Annotated in this window: 9 protein-coding genes; 4 read left to right on the top strand and 5 right to left on the bottom strand. The window is 67.5% G+C overall.

All coding sequences use genetic code 11. The annotated features are described in order from the left end of the window. Window positions 1–18: 18 nt before the first annotated feature. Together A4U64_RS26850 and A4U64_RS26845 are read right to left on the bottom strand one after the other, a co-directional pair. Window positions 19–9,117, bottom strand: coding sequence for a helicase-related protein (locus A4U64_RS26850; RefSeq protein ID WP_232334225.1), 9,099 nt, complete (start codon window positions 9,115–9,117; stop codon window positions 19–21). A 41-nt stretch (window positions 9,118–9,158) separates the two neighbouring features. Then, window positions 9,159–9,791 carry a hypothetical protein gene (locus A4U64_RS26845; RefSeq protein ID WP_065923637.1) on the bottom strand — a complete coding sequence of 211 codons (633 nt, stop codon included), beginning with the start codon at window positions 9,789–9,791 and terminating at the stop codon, window positions 9,159–9,161. Window positions 9,792–10,359: 568 nt separating this feature from the next. On the opposite strand from A4U64_RS26845, the gene A4U64_RS26835 reads away from it, so the two are divergent. After that, the gene (locus tag A4U64_RS26835) at window positions 10,360–10,551 is read left to right on the top strand and encodes a hypothetical protein (RefSeq protein WP_065923740.1); all 192 of its coding nucleotides are present in this window, start codon (window positions 10,360–10,362) and stop codon (window positions 10,549–10,551) included. 36 nt (window positions 10,552–10,587) lie between these two features. Further along, window positions 10,588–11,211 (top strand): Fic family protein, encoded by a 624-nt coding sequence (locus tag A4U64_RS26830; protein WP_065923635.1) that lies wholly within the window; start codon window positions 10,588–10,590, stop codon window positions 11,209–11,211. A gap of 233 nt (window positions 11,212–11,444) precedes the next feature. On the opposite strand, the gene A4U64_RS26825 is transcribed toward A4U64_RS26830, so the two are convergent. Both A4U64_RS26825 and A4U64_RS26820 read right to left on the bottom strand, forming a co-directional pair. After that, entirely contained in the window at window positions 11,445–12,971 is a 1,527-nt protein-coding gene (locus tag A4U64_RS26825; protein ID WP_065923634.1) for a hypothetical protein, read from the bottom strand. 206 nt (window positions 12,972–13,177) lie between these two features. Next, a complete protein-coding gene (locus tag A4U64_RS26820) occupies window positions 13,178–14,206 on the bottom strand; it encodes a hypothetical protein (protein WP_065923633.1) in 1,029 nt (342 codons plus the stop codon). A 249-nt stretch (window positions 14,207–14,455) separates the two neighbouring features. Here A4U64_RS26820 and A4U64_RS26815 point away from each other — a divergent pair, with 249 nt between their 5' ends. Both A4U64_RS26815 and A4U64_RS26810 read left to right on the top strand, forming a co-directional pair. Further along, complete coding sequence (locus tag A4U64_RS26815) at window positions 14,456–15,088, top strand: hypothetical protein (RefSeq protein ID WP_065923632.1); 633 nt, start codon at window positions 14,456–14,458, stop codon at window positions 15,086–15,088. Between the two features lie 564 nt (window positions 15,089–15,652). Next, a complete protein-coding gene (locus A4U64_RS26810) occupies window positions 15,653–16,375 on the top strand; it encodes an 8-oxoguanine DNA glycosylase OGG fold protein (RefSeq protein WP_065923739.1) in 723 nt (240 codons plus the stop codon). Between the two features lie 22 nt (window positions 16,376–16,397). Here the strand turns inward: A4U64_RS26810 and A4U64_RS26805 are convergent, their stop codons facing one another. Continuing rightward, a complete protein-coding gene (locus A4U64_RS26805; RefSeq protein WP_157127629.1) occupies window positions 16,398–17,123 on the bottom strand; it encodes a hypothetical protein in 726 nt (241 codons plus the stop codon). Window positions 17,124–17,160 lie beyond the last annotated feature (37 nt).

The raw sequence follows: 17,160 nt of genomic DNA, 5'->3' as shown, positions 1-17,160 counted from the left end.
TCGAGACTAGAGACGCGATCAGACGGCGCGACCGTCCTCCTCGTATCCACCTCCGTATTCGGCTTCGTACTGCCGCGTCGGGTCGATGTGCTGCTGCTGGTGCGGCCGTGTGCCGTGGGGATTGACCTTGTGCAGTGGGCGAACGTCGCCGGCGGCACGCAATCCGTGGGCGAGCGTGTCATCGAGCCCGAAGGTGCCGGGGGCGGCGCTGACCGTCTCGGTCGGCTCCACGATCGCGTCGGCGGGTTCGACCACCGCGGCGGTCGGTTCCACCGTCGTGTGGGACGCGGCATTGTCGCGGCGTTCGCGGCGCTCGAGGCCGGCCTGGTGGATCGCTTCGCGGCCGATGTTCTGCTCGGCGGCGAACTTCTCGACAGTCCGTGTGGCGATACCGAATGCCTCGCTGCGGGTGTTCACGGCGTCGCGTTCGACGCGGCCGTTGCCGTCCCATGTTTCGAGGTGCCATTGCCGATCGTCCCAGCGCACTCGGGCGCCGGGCTGTCCACTGTCGGCGGCGAAGCCGTACTGCCAGAGCGCTTCGGTGTCGTCGAGAGCCACCCACGGGTCGGCCCTGCGGCTGGCTTCGCGCTGCCCGGCGCCGTCGAGCCATGCTTGCCGGGCTGTGGCCATGCGGGCCGGTACCGAGGCGATGAGGTCGGACTTGCTCATGCCGCGGTGTTCGGCCCAGGCATCGGTGGGGTTCAGGTCGAGGGTCCACTGCGGGTACTGCCCGTCGGCGGCCCGGCGCTCGTGTTCGTCGCGGGTTCGGCGTAGTGCGTCGGGGGAGTTCTCGCGGGCGTTGACCTCGAGCCGCAGCTCTTCGGCCCGCAGTTTCGCGGCGTCGAGTTCGGCCGTGGCGGTGAAGGCGAGTCCCGGTTCGGCCTCGGCGTCGGCGAGCCGGCCCCGGTTGTGTTCGATCCGCGCTTCGATGGCCGGCACCTGTCGGGTGGCCTTCTCGGCGAGATTGCGGAGGGTGGTCAGCATTCCCTGCGCCCCACTGGTTTTCTCGACCGCGTTGAGGAACCGGTCGCGGTCGTACCAGGCGATCTCCTCGCCGACACAGACGTAGAACTGGCCCAGGACCTGGGTGTAGCCGAGTTCGAGGGGCACGCCGCCTATGGCCCCGAAGACCTGCTCGTCGTTGCTGCGGGTCACCTCCTCCTCGAGCCGGATCAACGATCCTCGCAGCGCGTCGGCGAGATCGGCGGTCTCCGAATCGGGGATCGCGGCGTGGGGGAAGTGCCACATCTTTGTGGCGCGGTCGTCGATGGTGTTCCACGCGGCGAGCTTGTCGACCATTGCCCGGACCTCGGGTAGCCGGGTCTCGTCGGTGGTGATGGACTTGCTCAAGGCCCGGATCGCGGCGCTGCGGGCAGCGTTGGCGTTGAGGACGGCGTCGCGGCGGGCTTCGAGTTCGGCGACCTGCTGGTCGGCCTCGACCTGCGCGACGAAGACCGGATCGCCGGTGGCGGCGGCCTTGCTCTGCGCCCACGAGACGGTCAGGTCCCCGCCGATGTCCTCCATCGTCGGGGGCACGTCGGCCTTGCGAATCATGGCGACGAAGTTCGATTTGCGGGCCACGTACTGGTACATCATCGCGTCGTAGGAGCGGCGGGCGACCATGTTGACCACGCGGACGCTCTGGTGGACGTTGCCCTGGCGGATGATGCGGCCGAGGCGTTGTTCCATGTCGGCGGCGGTCCACGCCGGGTCGAGGTTGATCATCTGCTTGAGCGCCCGCTGGACGTTCAGGCCGGTGCCGCCCTTCTTGGTGGAGGTGAGCAGCACCCGGATCCGCCCGTCGGCGCAGGCGTGCACCAGCCTCGCTTTAGCCTTGGGGCCCTCGTAGTCGTGCATGAACGCGATCTCCTCCGGCTTCATGCCCCGAGCGACCAGGGCGTCGCGCAGCTCGGTGTAGAGATTGCGGGCCTTGGGGCCGGCGCCGGCCTTGGGGGTGCCGCGATCGCAGAACACCAGCTGAAACACCCCGGTCATCTCGGGGCCGTACTTGTCGGCCGGGATGTGCAGGTCGGCGTTCTCGGTGTGGACCTGCCAGATCAGGTCGGCGGCGTGCTCGATGCGGCTGTGCTCCGGCTCCGGTGGGGCGAGGTTCGCCAACGATGGGTGCATCGTGAGGTTGCGCCCATCGGTGGCGATCTTGAGGCTGTTGTCCAGGTCCATCCGATCGCCGCGGATCGTGCTCATGCGCACATCCAGGTCGGCCATCGCGTCGAGGGCGTCTTGGCCCATGTCGAACTCGACGATCTGCGGCGTGCCGCCGTCGAGGGTGGGCAGGCGCACCGGGATCTGATCAGCGGTCACCACGTCGCGGAACTGGTCGAACATCGCCACCAGCTGCGGGACGTTGGCGTATTCGGCCATGCGGGTGCGCATCTGGATGCGGGTGGCGGTGGCGTTCATCTCCGCCACCGACACCGGCTTGGCGAACGTGCCCGCCCAGTTGTCGATGCGCCCCAGTCCGGCCTCGTGCAGCAGGTCCGGGCGCAGGTACTTGGTCATCACCCAGATCTCCGACAGCGAGTTGGTGATCGGGGTGCCGGTGGCGAACGCGATCGCCTTGGCCGGCGCGTGCGGCATGCCCTGTTCGGCGTTGCGAGCGCGGGCCTGCTCGCGCAGATACTTGGCTTTCATCTCCAGGTCGGTGGCACGCTGGGAGCCGGTCGGCACCGACAGGTCGGCGCTGTTGGACGGGCGGGTGAGGTTCTTGTAGTCGTGCGCCTCGTCGACGAACAGGAAATCGCAGCCCGACTGCTCGAAGGTCAGCCCGTCGTCGGTGGCCTTGGCCTCGATGATCTTCTCGATGCGCCCTTCGGCGGCTTTGATCGCGTTCTCGATCTGCTTGACCGTGAACTCCGCGCCCTGGCTGTTGGCGGCGTCGAGAGCCTGCCGTAGTTCGGCGATTTCGCTGTCGAGGTATTCGATCTGCGCTTCGCGGCGCATGGCGATCTTGCCGAACACCGACTGCGGCACGATCACCAGGTCCCAGTCCCCGACCGCGCTCTGCCCGACGAAGCGTTGCCGGTCGTCGCGGCCGTCGAGTTCGGAGGCGACGAGGATGTTGGCGTTCGGGTAGGCGTCGCGGGCCTCGACCGCCCACTGCGCGAGCAGGTGGTTGGGCACCACGATCCAGGGTTGGCGGATCTGCCCGAGGCGTGTGGCTTCCATGCAGGAGGCGGTGATCGTCAGGGTCTTGCCGGCCCCGACCACGTGGTCGAGCAGGATCGTCTCGTCGTGCAGGAACCGCTGCACCGCCGCGGCCTGATAGTCGTAGGGCGTGTACTTCGGATTCAGGCCGGGGAAGGACTTGCTGCGTCCGTCGTGGACCGGTTTGACGAACGAGTTGTAGCGCTCGTTGAAGGTGGCGGCCAGGCGCAGATAGCGGTCGCCGTCCTCCCACAGCCACTTCTCGAACCGTTCCTGCAGCGCACCAGCGGAGGCGTGGGCCTGTTCGGTGAGCTTGACGTGGAACCGCGGCTTGGGGGAGCGTTCGAGTTCGTCGGGGGTCTTGGTGACCTGGATGGGTTTGTTGTTGGCGAGCAGCTCGAACATCTTCACCCCGGGGAGCCGGCCGGTGCCGTACTTGTCGGGATAGCCGCTGGAGAACTCGTGGCGGCTTTTCTGGTCGGTGGAGATCTCCCAGCTGCCGCTGACCTGATCGTGCTCGACGGTGAGCCGGTCCGGGCGCAGCCCGAACTCCTGGACCAGGAACGCGCGGTAGTCCTCGATCGGCACCCAGGTCGCGCCGATGCGCACCCCGATGTCGGCGGGGTCCACATCCGCCGGCACCACCGATTCCAGAGCCTGCACCAGCGGGGCGTAGCGGGGATCGGTGGCAGCTTTGACCTGGGCAAGGGCGAGCTTGCCGCGAACCTGCCCGGACAACGCGACGGTGGCCAGCTCCCACTGCCCGTCGGCGTGCAGCGACGGATAGATGCGGCCCTGGGCCTGGTCGAGGGTGTCCTCGACCGGCAGGTTCAGCAGCTCGGCCACCCGGTGCGGGGAGAGGTGTCCGAGTTCGTCGAAGCAGATCGCCAACGCCTCGTCGAGGTCGGCGGCGCCGGTGGCCTTGTCCTTGAACGGGGTGGTGTCCTCGGTGAAGATCGCCGTCTTGGTCGCCACCGCCTCGGTGCCGTCGAAGCGCGACTGGAAATTCTCGATCGCCAGCACCATGCCCAGGCGCGGGTCGCGGGCGATCGCGCCCTGCAGATGCGCGGAATACCGCCGCGGCTGCGGCTGCTCGGCCGCCTTCTCACGCAGCTCCTCGAGCACCTCGTCGGGAATCGATCCCTCGAACGGTCCGGCATCCTTCGGGTCGAGGCCGTCGGCAATAGCCTCGTCGCGGCCGGTCTTGATGCGCCACTCGGTGATCGCCTTGTCCAGGCGGGCGGCGATCTTCGCTTCCGACAGTGGGGTCGGGTCGGTGAGCTTGAACCGGTTCAGCGGCCCCCACCGGCGCACATAGCCGTCGTAGAGCGAGTTCAGCCGGCCCCGGATCACGTCACGGTCCGCGACGGTATGCGTGCGGGAGCGGCTGGCCTCGGACAGCTCCATCACCGTCTCACCGAGAGCGATGAGCACCTTCCACTGCTGCGCCAGGTCCTTGCCCCGGCAGCCGACCTCGGCCCAGCCCCGGCCGAGGGTGAACTGCTCGAAACGGCCCGCGGTCTCGTGGAACCGCATCGCACCGGGCAGCACCTCGTTCGAGTCCAGACCGGCTCCGGTGCGCAACCCCGGCGTGGCGAACGCCCCTACCTGCACCGGATCGGGGGCCGGGGCGGTGAACCCGAGACCACGGGCGACGGCCCGGTCGATGAGCGGATCGAGCTGGGCGCGCAACTGCTCGGACAGGGCGCTGCCAGTGTGCGGGATGACCTGCAGCGAGCCCCCGGCATACATGCCATTGCCCACAGCGAGAGTGCCCAGCACCCGCTCCGGGTACTTCGCGAAGTACGGGTTGATCCAGGTCCGCGCCTGCTCACCGGTCTTGGCGTCGATCGCGGCGACCTGCACGGCGGGTGTGGCCCATTCGAGGGTGTCCTCGGTGGGGGTCGCCCCGTCCTCGCGGCGACGGAAGATGAGCACGTCGGTCACCACGTCGGTGCCGGCCTGCCGGTCGAACGCGCCGGTGGGCAGACGCACCGCCCCGATCAGATCCCCCCGGGCGGTGATCGCGGCGCGCTCTTCGGCGCGGCGAGCGTCCGAGGTGAACATGCTCGTCACCACGGCGACGTAGCCACCCGGCGCGGTCAGCGCCAGGGACTTGGCGATGAAGTGATTGTGGATCGCCAACCCGCCCGGGTTGTGGATCGGATCGACGGGGGAGAACTTGCCGAACGGGACGTTGCCGATCGCCCCGGTAAAGATGGCCTCGGGGGCGAAGTTGCGTTCGAAGCCGTGATTGCGGATCTGCTGCGAGGGATACAGGTAGTGCGCGATCTTCGCGCTGATCGGCTCGATCTCGACACCGACCATGCGCACCGAGGCCGGGGCGGTGCCGACGAAATGACCAGCCCCGCAGCCCGGTTCGAGCAACACCGCACCGTCGGGCAGTCCGGCCCGCGCCGCCGCCCGCCACAGTTCGGAGACGATCGCCGGGTCGGTGTAGTGCGCGTTGAGGGTGGTCTGGCGGGCCTGCGCGAAACCCTTCTCCCCGAGCAGATCGAGCAGTTCGGCGTGCTCGTCGCCCCACTGCGCAAGGATCTTCGCGCGGTTGTCGAAGACCTCCGGGACCGCTCCCCAGCCGGACCACCGGGCCAGCACCGCCTGCTCGTCGGCGGTCGCCGGTCGCTGCTGCTCGTCGAGCTCACGCACCAGACGCAGGGCGGCGATGTTCGCCCGCGCCCGGGCCTTCGCCCCGGACGGGACCAGCACCTCGGTACCGAGAGCGAAGTCCTGCGCCGCCGCGGTCGGCGGGGCAGGACGCACCACCGGGGCCGCGGACATGGAGTCGGTGTCCGGTTGCGCCTGGTCACCACCGGTCTGCGGGGTGGGTTCGCCGGTCTCGGCGGTGATCTCGTGTTGCGGCTGTTCAACCGTGGTCTGCGGTTCGGCGGACGCATCAGCAGCGGCGTACTGGGCGGCGGTGTCCGGGGAGAGGTAGACGTATCCGCCGGACTGTGTGCGGACCTTGACCAGACCACCGTTTCGCCACAGACGGCTGGTCAGCGGCTCGCCGTACTCGGTGTCGGGAACGACCAGCTCGTCGGCGTCCGCAACCGGTTCGGTCTGCGCCGGCACTGAGGCCGGCTCGGCGGCAGCCTCCGGTTCCGGTTCCGGTTCCGGTTCGGGCGCGGGGGTGGGGGTGGGGGTGGGTGCGGTGGTCGGTCCGATGTGGCCGAGCATCAGACGATCGGTGAGCACCCACGAGGTCGCCGTGTCGGTGCCCGCCGGGGCGGGGTCCGACGGCTCGGCGGGAGCCGATTCGACTTCTTCGAAGATCACCGCGCCTGTGTCCTCGACCGCAGGCGCTAGAACTCGGGGGGACGGCGGGGCCTCCTCACCGACCTGCGATTGCTCGGTCTCGATGGTCGGTTGGTCGTGGGTATCCACCTCGGCTTCAGCCTCGGTGCCGGTGCCGAGTTCGGCCTCGACGCCGGTGGTGCGCTCTGGGTCGAACTGTTCGGCCTGGGGGTCGGCGGCGAGGACGGCGCGGGCGTCGGCGATCGCGTCCCGCATCGTCAGCTCGAGACGGGGCTGACGATCGACGTAGGTGATGTGCTCCCGGCTGTTCGGGGCCCACCCGGAGCGGATCGTGACGTGCCGGCCGTCGGGATCCCCGACGATCACATCTCCCGCCCCGGCGAAAGTCAGGTCGGGGGGCGTGAGGCTGTAGAGATCGTCCCCTGCGGCCCGAATCTCACGCAGCACCTTCGGATCCACGTCGTGACCGAGGGTCCACTCCAGATCGACGCCGAGGGATTCGAGCAGGTCGACCTCGGCCGGGACATCGCTGCGCAGCTGCTCGATGATCCCGCGGCGCACGTCCTCGAGGAGCGAATGGGCGGCCACGAAGCTGCCGGACTCGTCGTACTTCCACAGCAAATCCGACCGGGCCGCAGCGTGGTAGAACTCGTTGTTCCGGGCATAGGCGGTCGCCCTGGTCACAACGGTGGCGCGGGCCCCGGCGTAGGGCCGGTAGACACGTTCGATCCACTCCGGGATCGGCTTGGTGCGGGCGTCGAGCAGCGCACCGAGCGCCACCCGCGGATTGTGGCCGGCGGTGGTGGACGTGCCGCCGCCGTCGAGGGTGTATGCCCACCCGTGAATCGAGTGGTGCTGCACCCTCGATTCCACGTAGTCCCGCAAGCGGAGCTGGCAGAATTCGCCGGTCGCGACGAACCCGGCGGACACATCCGATGCCTCGGGCGGCGGCAGGTTCGGGATGATGTTTCCGCGCAGCTCGGCAGCCAGACGCTCGGTGGGAATGCCCGCGGTGGCTTTGATCAGATCGGGGCGTTCCTCGGCCATGACCGCGAACGCGGTCTCGATACCGAACTCGATCAGATCGGTGCGGGTCCACATCGGCAGTCCGGCCCACGACCCGACCAGCGGGTCCCGGCGCAGCTGCAGGGTCATCCACGCCGTCCACTCCCCGGCGGTGTCCTGGTCCCAGGTCAGTTCGGGTCCGTGGAGGCGGTCCCATTCGGCGTAGGCCCGCTCGTACAGCTCAGCCGGCAGCGGGTGATGCTCAAGCAGAACTTTCGCTGCGGCCTGCCGCAGCGGTGATCCCTCGCGGGCGGCTTCGGCGATCAGGGTCTTGGCGTCGTCGCGGGCGACGGCGGGCAGGTAGTCCGGGCGCCGGCCCTCGACGCGTGCGATGAACCTCGGATCGACGGCGACCTCGGCGATCAAGGCGTGGCGCTGCGCGGCGGTGGCCTCACGGCGTCCCTGCTCGACACCGGCGAACCACTGGGCGCGGATCTCGTCGCGGGCCTTGCGGCCGCGCACCGCCTTGATCGCGGCGGCGACCTGCGGGTTGGTGTCCGGCTGCGGCAGGGTCAGCGGGTCGTCGGGGTCGTAGGCGGCGCGGCCCCGTGCCCACCACTGCTCGATCTCGACCGTGGCGGCCTGGTCGATGCCGTCCTGCACCGCCTCGATGTGCTCACTGCGCTGCTCGGCGGTCTCCAGCTCGGCCGGTTCCTGCGCGTCGAGAACGGCTTGGGTGGTGGCGAGGAAGTCCTCGGCGACGGCGCGGTCCTCGCGGGCGCGGGCGTCGACGATCGTGTCGGTGACCTCGGCGGTGACCGGATGCTGTACCGGCTCACCGGTGTGGGCCTGCCAGTACGCCTCGGCGGAGCGGTGGCCGAGTTCGCCCCAGCGTTTCGGATCGGCCAGGATCGACCGGCACACCACGAACATCTCGTCGGTCAGCGAGGCACGGTCGGTTATCAGGTCGGCCAGCGCGACCTGGGCCTTGACCTTGAAATGCCCGTCGGCCCAGGAGAAGAACTGCGCCGCAGTGTTGACCTCGAGGTTCGCGGCAACATCGACCTCGGCATCCGGTTCGGCGAGACGCTCGAGCAAACGACGTTCGACCTCGGTCACCGGATCGATCACCGGCTGCGGAGTCTCGGCCGGGGGCGGTTCGGGTGCCGGGGGAGTGTCCGGTGCGGCCGGCTCGGTCGGTGTCGCGGCCGGGAGGAACATCGGCCCTGCGGGCCGGTCGGTGATCTGTGCCTGCGGGATGTTGCCGGCCAGCAATGAGGCGATCAGGTCGTGGGCCTGGCCTTTGGTGATGCCGTCTTCGACGACGAATGGCACGTTCGTCTCGCGGGCGAGGCGTTCGAGGGCCCGCAACTGGCGGGCGGTGGCGGGGTGTTCACGCCAGGCCGGCTGCGCGGCGGCGACTTCACGCACCGTCTGTTTGGGGACGCTCTCCGGGTCGATCCCCAGAGCGTGGAGTTCGCTGCGGAGCTGGTTCTCCCGGCCACTCAGCTCACGCCAGTGTCCCCGGAGCCGTTCGAGGTGCTCGGTCAGCGCAGCGACTCGCTGACCGTTGATGTCGACGCCACGGCCCAGTCCGCGTTCTTGCGCGGTCGCCAATGCCTTCCTGGCCTCGGCCAGACGATCGGCGAGCTTCTCGCCCTGTGTTTCCAACTCGACGAGCTGGTCGCGGACTTGTGCCCACTGGGCTTGGATCAGAACGGCAGATCCGGGTCCTGCGGCGGGTTGCGCCGCATCTCGTCCTCGATCAGCGCCGCCAGCTCGTCCGCCAGCGGATCGCGGGAGGTCATCGGCACCGGCTGGTTGTCCTCGATCCGCTGCGCGATCAGGGACTTCGCCAGCGTTCGGAACCACCCCGGCTTGCCCAGCCAGACTCGTTCGACCACTCGCACCGCCACCGGGTTCGGCTTCACGTTCAGCGTCCGCCACCGATCGGGATCCTGCGCTGTCCTGGCTACCCCCCAACGTTCTTCGATCCGCTGATCGAGAACCGTCTCGAACTCCTCCTGCGCTGCCCGGATTTCCGGTGTCACCTGCGGATACAGCTCGCCCTCGAGCACCATCTCGCGCGCTGCCCGCCACGCTGTTTCCTTGGCGCGTACCGCGTCCTGGTACGTCGCGTCCGGGGTCGTCGGGGTCGCCTGCTCGAACTGCTCGGCCGCGTCCTCGGTCATCTGCTGCAGGCGCAGCGCTTCCCGGTCGATCTGCTCCTGCTCGGTCGCCGGGTCGATTCCCAGCCACTCGACCAGGATCCGCCTGGTCTCGGCCGCGATCGTCAGGTCGATTCCCTCGACCTGCGCGATGAATTCCTCGCTCTGCGGAGCCATTTCGTCCTTCCTGATCCTCGGTACCGAACGTGTCCTGGTTGGCGTTCTCGTCCGCCACGCGACCTCCTCGACTGCGCCCGACCCTGGGCGGAGTTCCCCCGAATCCGTGAATGTTTCAAGATCAATTCTACTCGATCACTGCACTCGAAATACGTCCTGAACTGCGATTACTCGTTGTTCCGCTACCCAACACGCGATGCTCGTGGGGTGGCCGCCGCGACCGCCACCACGACGATCAGCGGAAGAACGAGAAGCCCTCCGACGCCGGCCGCCACCGCCCGAGCCGGGCGGCCGTACCGGCGATACGACCGGTGCGCACAGAAGAGCGCGGCCACGATTCCGAGCACATTGAACGTGAGCAGCACAACCATGAGATCCCCCTACCTCGGTGGGCGCGATAGGCACATCCGCCGTCTCGTCGTCCAGCTGTACCTACACCACGGCGCCGACAGCGCAGCGGTCCGCACAACGTCCGCAGGCCGGCAGAGCCCGTCTCGATTGCTCGCTGTCGCCACCGGCTGCCATCATGGAGGACAGCGAACCGGATCGAGACGGAAGGGAGCACGCCGTGACCACACGCGACGTTCGGGCACTGGTCGCACGGTGGCGTGCGCTGCCCACCGAGGAGAAGGTCTATCGGCGGCGCGCCGCCGTGGTCGATCACGTGATCCACAGCATGGCGATGGAAGGCGAGCCGGTGTCCGACCGGTGGATCGAGCAGGCACGGCAGCGTCAGCGGGCCGTGCTGGGGTCGCACTGATCGTGCACGCACGGATCCGCGCAGCAGCGGTGGCCGGTGGGTGAGCCGACGGAGCCGGTCGATACCGGCAGCACCCGCCAGTTCGAGACACTGTTCGGTACGAAGACCTACCACGAGGTCGCCGATCTGATCGCCGAGCCGCTGCGCCGGCTGCTCGACGAGGTGGCCTCCGGTCACTTCGCCGACGAAGCGATGGACGTGGATCTGCTCCGCGAGTTCCATCGCCGGATCCTGATCGACGTGATGCCCGACATCGCCGGCCGGTGGCGCACCAAGCCGGTCCGGGTGGGAGGCCACTATCCGCCGGAACACATCCATGTGGACCGACAGATGCGGGAGCTGTTCCACAGCTTCACCGGCCGACTCGACTATTGCGCCGGCGACGTCGAGCTTCAACTCGAAGCCCTCGCCTACCTGGAGGCGCAGGCACTGCACGTGCATCCGTTCGAGGATTTCAACGGTAGAGCGGTCCGAGTGATGGTCGCCGAAGCGATGCGGCGGCTGGACTTTCCCGTCCTCGAACTCAGCGTCGAACGAGACACCGCCCAACATGCCCGATATGTGACGGCGCTGCGAGAATGGGATCAGCACAGATCGTTGGCCCTGCTGTGCGAATTCTGGCGGGACGTTCGTTTCGCATCGCTGGACGATCAGGACTGAGGGCCCTGCCCGCGACGCAGCGTCGAGCCGGGGGAGTAGGGGTGCCGCCCGTGAGTTCCGGTCGAACATGCTGGACAAGCACGCACAGAAGTCCGAGCGAGTACGAAGGCGGATGTGCTGCGGACCGAGCCGAGGACCTCGACTACTGCCACCGGGTACGATCCGGTGGCACCGGAGATGGCCAGCGAGTAATTCCTATCCGGTAAAGACCGTGTGCTTCCACTCTCGGGTCGTCAACTTCGTTGTTGGTCGGACATTTCTCCGAGAACATCGGCCAACATCGAATACTTCGACAATCGCGTGATCAGCTCGTCCGCGCCGGTGGCACCGCCGGTTCTGTAGCCCCTGACGTACGTGTCGTGAGGCCCCATATAGCGCCGTAGGTGCCGTGGGGCGCGATCGACGGCGTCCTCCGACGGCTCCTTCTCCGGTCCGAGATGCCGGATGTGCGCGGTCACCGCGTGTGGCCGCGGTGGGGTGCTGCGGCCACACGCGACGTCTGTGACGTGCCGCCTGAACGACGAGGTAGGAGTGTAGCGATAGATCGAGGGAGTGCCGGCGGAGCGGCGCGTGAACGACGCTGCGGCGGTCGAGTGCTTCTTCAGGCTTATCGCCCCGTCGACATACCACGCGACGGCCATCGCCAGCGCGGTGCGGATCCCGGGTTCGTCGAGACATCGTCCGACGAAATCAGTCAGGTCGAACCCGACCAACACCCCTTTTCCTGCGCGCCCCACCCACGCGTACGCATCGTCGTCGGCAACCACCAGCAGAACTTGCCCGTCGCTACCACCGTCGAACCACAACGGGGTGTCCGGAACCTTGGTGAGCAGGCCTGCCGCTGCCAGATGACTGACGCGGTGCAGCATCGCATCCAACAGCTCCTGTTCGGCGGTCTCGTCGACATCGCCTTCCGCCTGGGACCGGGAGGTGCCGACCGACACGAAACCGAGACCGAGATGTGCTGCGCTGTCGAGGAGTTGCCGCAGCGGTGTGCTGTCCTCGACGTCGAGAAGAGGCAGAAGCCATGGTGCGGCGTCGAAACGCCAGGACGGTGCGGCATCGTTCCAGGCGAGATCCCCCATAGCGAGGCCTTCGACGGCCAAAGCCGACAACGCGTACGCACCGGCCAGTACGCGGTCACGGCGCCGCTCCAACGCAGTGGCCATCGCATTGTGCGCCACCGATTGCGTCAGTGCGTCGTGCAGCAATTCCGTCGTCCCGGTCTCGTTTGTCAGACGCGACGAGGCCAGCAGAGCGGCGGTGACCGCCATGGTGGGTGCGTCCTGAGAGGATGCGGCAGCTTTCGCGAGCCTGCGCACATCTTGCCCGGTCCGAACGGCACGAACCCGGGTGTAGTTGATCTTCGCGGCGGACATTCCGTCGTCGCTGGTGCGGCCGGCGTACAGTTCCAACAGCCGCCGCGCACGGGGGTCGCTCAGTTTCACCGCCGCGAGATACCCCAGAGGATGGTTGTTGACCGGGTTGTCGGTGACTAGGTATCGGCCCAGGGCGACAGCCGCCCTGGCTCTCTCCTGCGGCATGCCGAATTGTCCCGCCAGCAACGACCGGGCTGCTGCATCGCTCGGCTGACACGAACGTGTGGCCAGCCCCAACAGCGCGGAGATACCCACATCCGCGCGCCAGTCCGACAGCTGCAGATCGCGTGCCAACGACTTCGAGACCGACGTGCTCACCACCAGTGGCACCGGCCAGTCGTAGCCGTCGAGAAAGATCGACTCAATCGCCTCACCGGTCATTTGTGCACTATACGAATGTCTTTCGCGGTCGCGCGGGCTTCCGCGCTTCACATCGTCGATCCCGGGGATCAGATCTGCTTTTAGCCGGGGGCAGGTGCCGTCCAGCCCGACACCAGCGCATGGTGCTGTGACAGCGGCCGCAACGCCATCGAGTCGTCCCAAGAATCGAATCTCGGCGCTGACCGGCGCACCCACCTGCCGGTTCGTCAGGAATCCACCCGTCCGAGCGCGACAATGGTGTCCGGTTCGAGCTCCCTCAGGCACCCGTCGTCACGGAGCACGGCGTAACGCGTGTACCCGCCCCAGGCCGAATCGACGTCCTCGATGATGAGCGTGCCGATCTGCATCTCGTGTGGGTCCTCGACGTCCGGCGGATGCATGTGCGGGCGTCGGCCGTCGAAGTTGAACAAATGCGCGACGACATAATCGCCGGCGTGGGGATCATCTTCGTCGCCGAAGCGGCGATCGACGTTGTAGTGCCAGTGGTAGCCGCAGACGCCACATCCCCATCGGGGCGAATCCGGGCCGATGGCGCATCCGCCCATCGCCAACCACGGCTTGTCGTCGAGCCACCCTGGCCCCGGTGGCATGCCGTAGACGACCTCCTGGGTTCGACATGCCTGGCAGCGCGGGCACGTCGGTTGCAGCGAGAACCGGTACTCCACGAAGCTGGTGAATCCTCCGCCGGTCATTGCCTTGTGACACTGGGTACACAGCGCGGCCGAGCGGTCCGACCACTGTTCGTCGACGGCGTGTGCGTCGGCGAGGTGCACATGGACCCGCTCACGAGCGGCGGCGCCGCGCAGGTTCACCCGGCTATCACAGGCAGCGCAGAGGCCGCCGGATTCGAGCAGGACCCGGGCAGAGTGGGCCGACGAAAGCGGCCGGTCGTGCCGATGCGGATCGGTGAAGGGGCTCGGCGGATTGCCGAATCGCTCCTCGTACACCGACAGGGCTTCGAGCAGGCGGTCGGCCGCGTCGTCGTCGATCCGGCCGGGTGCGGTCGGCAGGGGGATCGACAGGGCTGCCTCGATGTCCGGCACCGGAGGGAGCGTCAGCCGACTCTCCTCGACGACCTCGAGAACCATTCCGCGCCGGGTGGGGCCCATGAGCTCCACGCACAGCACCGTGCGGGGGTCGGTGTCGAGAACAGTGATGATCAGATCTCCCGCGGCCACAGCGGAGGGGATCAGCCACGGTCGATAGGGCGAGCGCGGTTCGAGATAAGCGATCACCGCGTCCTTCCATGGTCGACCTTCGGCCAGGAACACGCGTTGACCTGTGCGGCGAGCGAGCATGGATGCATTGTGCGACAAAGGCCCGACAGATTGTCGGGGTCTGAGGTGCGAGAGCGTGCACTCGTGGAGCAACTCGCCTGCCGCGATCACGGTGACCAATATCGGTACTCATCCACCGAGCTCGCTGGCACTTCCCGCCGGATGTGCGGAGGGTGAGTAGTTGGGAGTGGTTCTACGATCGAAGATGTGTCGAATCCCGAATCCCGATCTGCCGAAACGGTTCCGGATCCTGCTGTCATCGAGGGCGACAAGGCCGATATTCTTGTTCGCACCGTGGCCGCGATCGATGCCGGTGACCTCGAGCAGGGCCGGCAGATCCTGCGTAGTGAGTATCCCTTCAGCCCGGTGGCGAAGAACTCGCGTCAGTACACCGAATGCCAATGCCTGCGCGTGTTCTACCGGGACGGCTTCCTCGATCGCTACAGCGGCACCAAGCTCGTGCACCCGGCTGCCCTGCGCACGCTGTCGCTGATCCTGCCGGAAGAGTTCCCTGCGCATCCGAACTGGCAGATGTCACAGTCGCACTTCGCGTTCTGGGAGTTGTTTCCGACCATCGATCATCTGGTTCCGGTCGCCCGGGGCGGCGCGGATGCGGAACCGAACTGGGTGAGCACCTCGATGCTGCGCAACTCCGCCAAAGCGCACTGGACCCTCCACGAACTCGGCTGGAGCCTCACCGCACCTGGGGACCACAGAATCTGGGACGGTCTGTCCGGCTGGTTCGTCGGCTACGTCGAGGCCCATCCGAAGTTGATGGCCGACGAGTACCTGGCCCGCTGGTTCCGCGCGACGATCGATGTGCGCTCCACCCTGACTTAGCGCGTATGCAGTGATCACTACCTGCGAATAGTCTCGGCGGGCGCTCGCGAGGTCCGGGTGATCGCGTTGTCCGACAGGTCTAGCGGTTGTGGATCCTCGGTTAACGACAGTCTTCGTCATCACCTGCTGCAACACCGTCGGCATCGCCGCGGACGCTCGGAGATGTTCCGCCCCATATCGCTTTCGATGGAGGATTCCCATGACCGAGGCCCCTGCAGAACGCCACGACCGAATCGTCGAGATCTACCGTGACGACACCACCCACGTCGTGGCCTACGTGGGCCTCGCCTACCACCTGACCCGTGCTGCGACGCCTTTACCAAAGGCTCCATGGGCAGCATCGTGTGCCGGTCCTGCCACCATGAGGTCTGCCCGATGTACGGGATGGTTGGGCGCTCGCCGACGACCAGGACTGGGCACGGTTCCGCGCCTACATGCTCGCCGAATACCCCGCGTCGGCGCAGAGCCTGGACGAACGCCGCGCAGCCGCCCTGTAGGCCCAGCCGGGGGGACACTGGCAGCCGGATCCCCCATTCCACCGTGGTGGTCGGGCAGGATCAGGCCATGGCACCGACCGATCTGAGCACCGTCGAACCGCCAGAGGCATGCCTGGCATGGGTGAAATCTGCTCATCCCCGCGAGGCCATCCTCGACCACCCGATCACCGTCAATCTGACCTGGTGGAACGATGCCCTGCACGAGCGTAGCCTTCCCGGAGGACCCGTCGTCGGACGGGATAGCACAGGACAACGCATCGACCAGGGCAGGGCCGTCATCACCCGCGGGGACATCTTCGCGCTCGCTGCCGCCTCCTCGGGTTCTCCCACCGATACCCTCGCCCTGCTGTGGCACATCCTCGCGTGGGGCGCGGGCGGGAAGGTGCGGCAGGTTCTCAACCGGATGGATTCGGTCGCCTGGGACCGCTCCGCATCTGCACTGGCGCTGCGGACGGCCGCGCAGCTGTCCCACCGCGACCCTGAAAGGGCCTACGACACCCTCTACCCGCAGGGCACCCCCGCGATCGCCCATCTCGGCCCGGCGTTCTTTACCAAGTACCTGTACTTCGCCGGGGCTGGGGCACCGGATCACCCATCGTTGATCCTCGACAGCCGCGTCGCAGCCGCCCTGGTCGACATCGGGTGGACCTCATTGCATCCCGAGAAGGGCTGGCCGGCCGAGACGTATCAGCGGTACTGCTCCCTGCTCGCTCGGTGGGCGCAGGAGGCAGGCAGCCTGCGTCCGGATCTGTTCGAACGGTGGTTGTTCGACAATTCGAGCGGTTCCTGACCGCGTGGGTTCGCTTGGGAAGTCAGCGGATGTAGACCCAGTGGCCGTTGGAGCATTGCTGCTTTCGGCCATCGGGGGTGTAGGTGATCACGCCTTCGTCGGCAGCGGGGCACGGTCCTGCGACGGCTCCGCCACCGCCGTTCGTTCCCGGGGGGCGAGGCGGGTTGTTGACCGAGTCGAACTGGTCGGCGCAGTACTGCGTCCATGACGACGAGGTGCCGTCAGTGTAGAATGTCGTTCCGCGGTTGTAGATGTTCTTGTCTGTCCCGCACCACGAGATCTGCTTGTCCGCCGTCGACTGCTGGGACTGTGCCTGTGGATCGGGATACGAGCCCCCGGTGTAGGGGTTGCGACAGACGTTGCCGTCGCACTCGAAGGTGTTGGCCTCACGCTCCTGACGTAGGTACTCGTCTCCGCCTAGCTGGTCGAAGCACCACTGGGAGAACGCCAAGGTTCCGTCGCTCCACCGTGCAGGGCCGGGGGTGCCGTCCAGGCACTCGACGACATAGGGCTCGTCCACAGTGTCCACCACAGCTGCCGTTGCGCTTGGGGAGACGGGCGCAGGTGCAGGTGCCGACTCAGTCGACGATGCCGCCGAAGCGGTAGTCGGCGCGGTCGTCGACGGCGGCGTCGAGACGGACGCGGTGGTCGTGGTCGTCGGCGCAGCGTCGTTCGCATCGCCACCCTCGGAGCAGCCGGTCATCAACAGGACCATGGAGATCAGCCCGATTGCCGCAATCGCCTTCATAACCTTCACTTTCACAATGAAGCCGCAATCGCTTCGA

Source organism: Rhodococcus sp. WB1 (genome assembly GCF_001700945.1).
Lineage (GTDB): Bacteria > Actinomycetota > Actinomycetes > Mycobacteriales > Mycobacteriaceae > Rhodococcus > Rhodococcus aetherivorans.
This window is presented reverse-complemented; position numbering and strand designations above follow the sequence as displayed.

Excerpts from the sequence above, each read along its gene's own strand:
- A4U64_RS26845 (WP_065923637.1), bottom strand. The coding sequence starts at position 9,791 with ATGGCTCCGCAGAGCGAGGAATTCATCGCGCAGGTCGAGGGAATCGAC.
- A4U64_RS26825 (WP_065923634.1), bottom strand. The coding sequence starts at position 12,971 with ATGACCGGTGAGGCGATTGAGTCGATCTTTCTCGACGGCTACGACTGG.
- A4U64_RS26810 (WP_065923739.1), top strand. The coding sequence starts at position 15,653 with ATGGCACCGACCGATCTGAGCACCGTCGAACCGCCAGAGGCATGCCTG.
- A4U64_RS26805 (WP_157127629.1), bottom strand. The coding sequence starts at position 17,123 with ATGAAGGCGATTGCGGCAATCGGGCTGATCTCCATGGTCCTGTTGATG.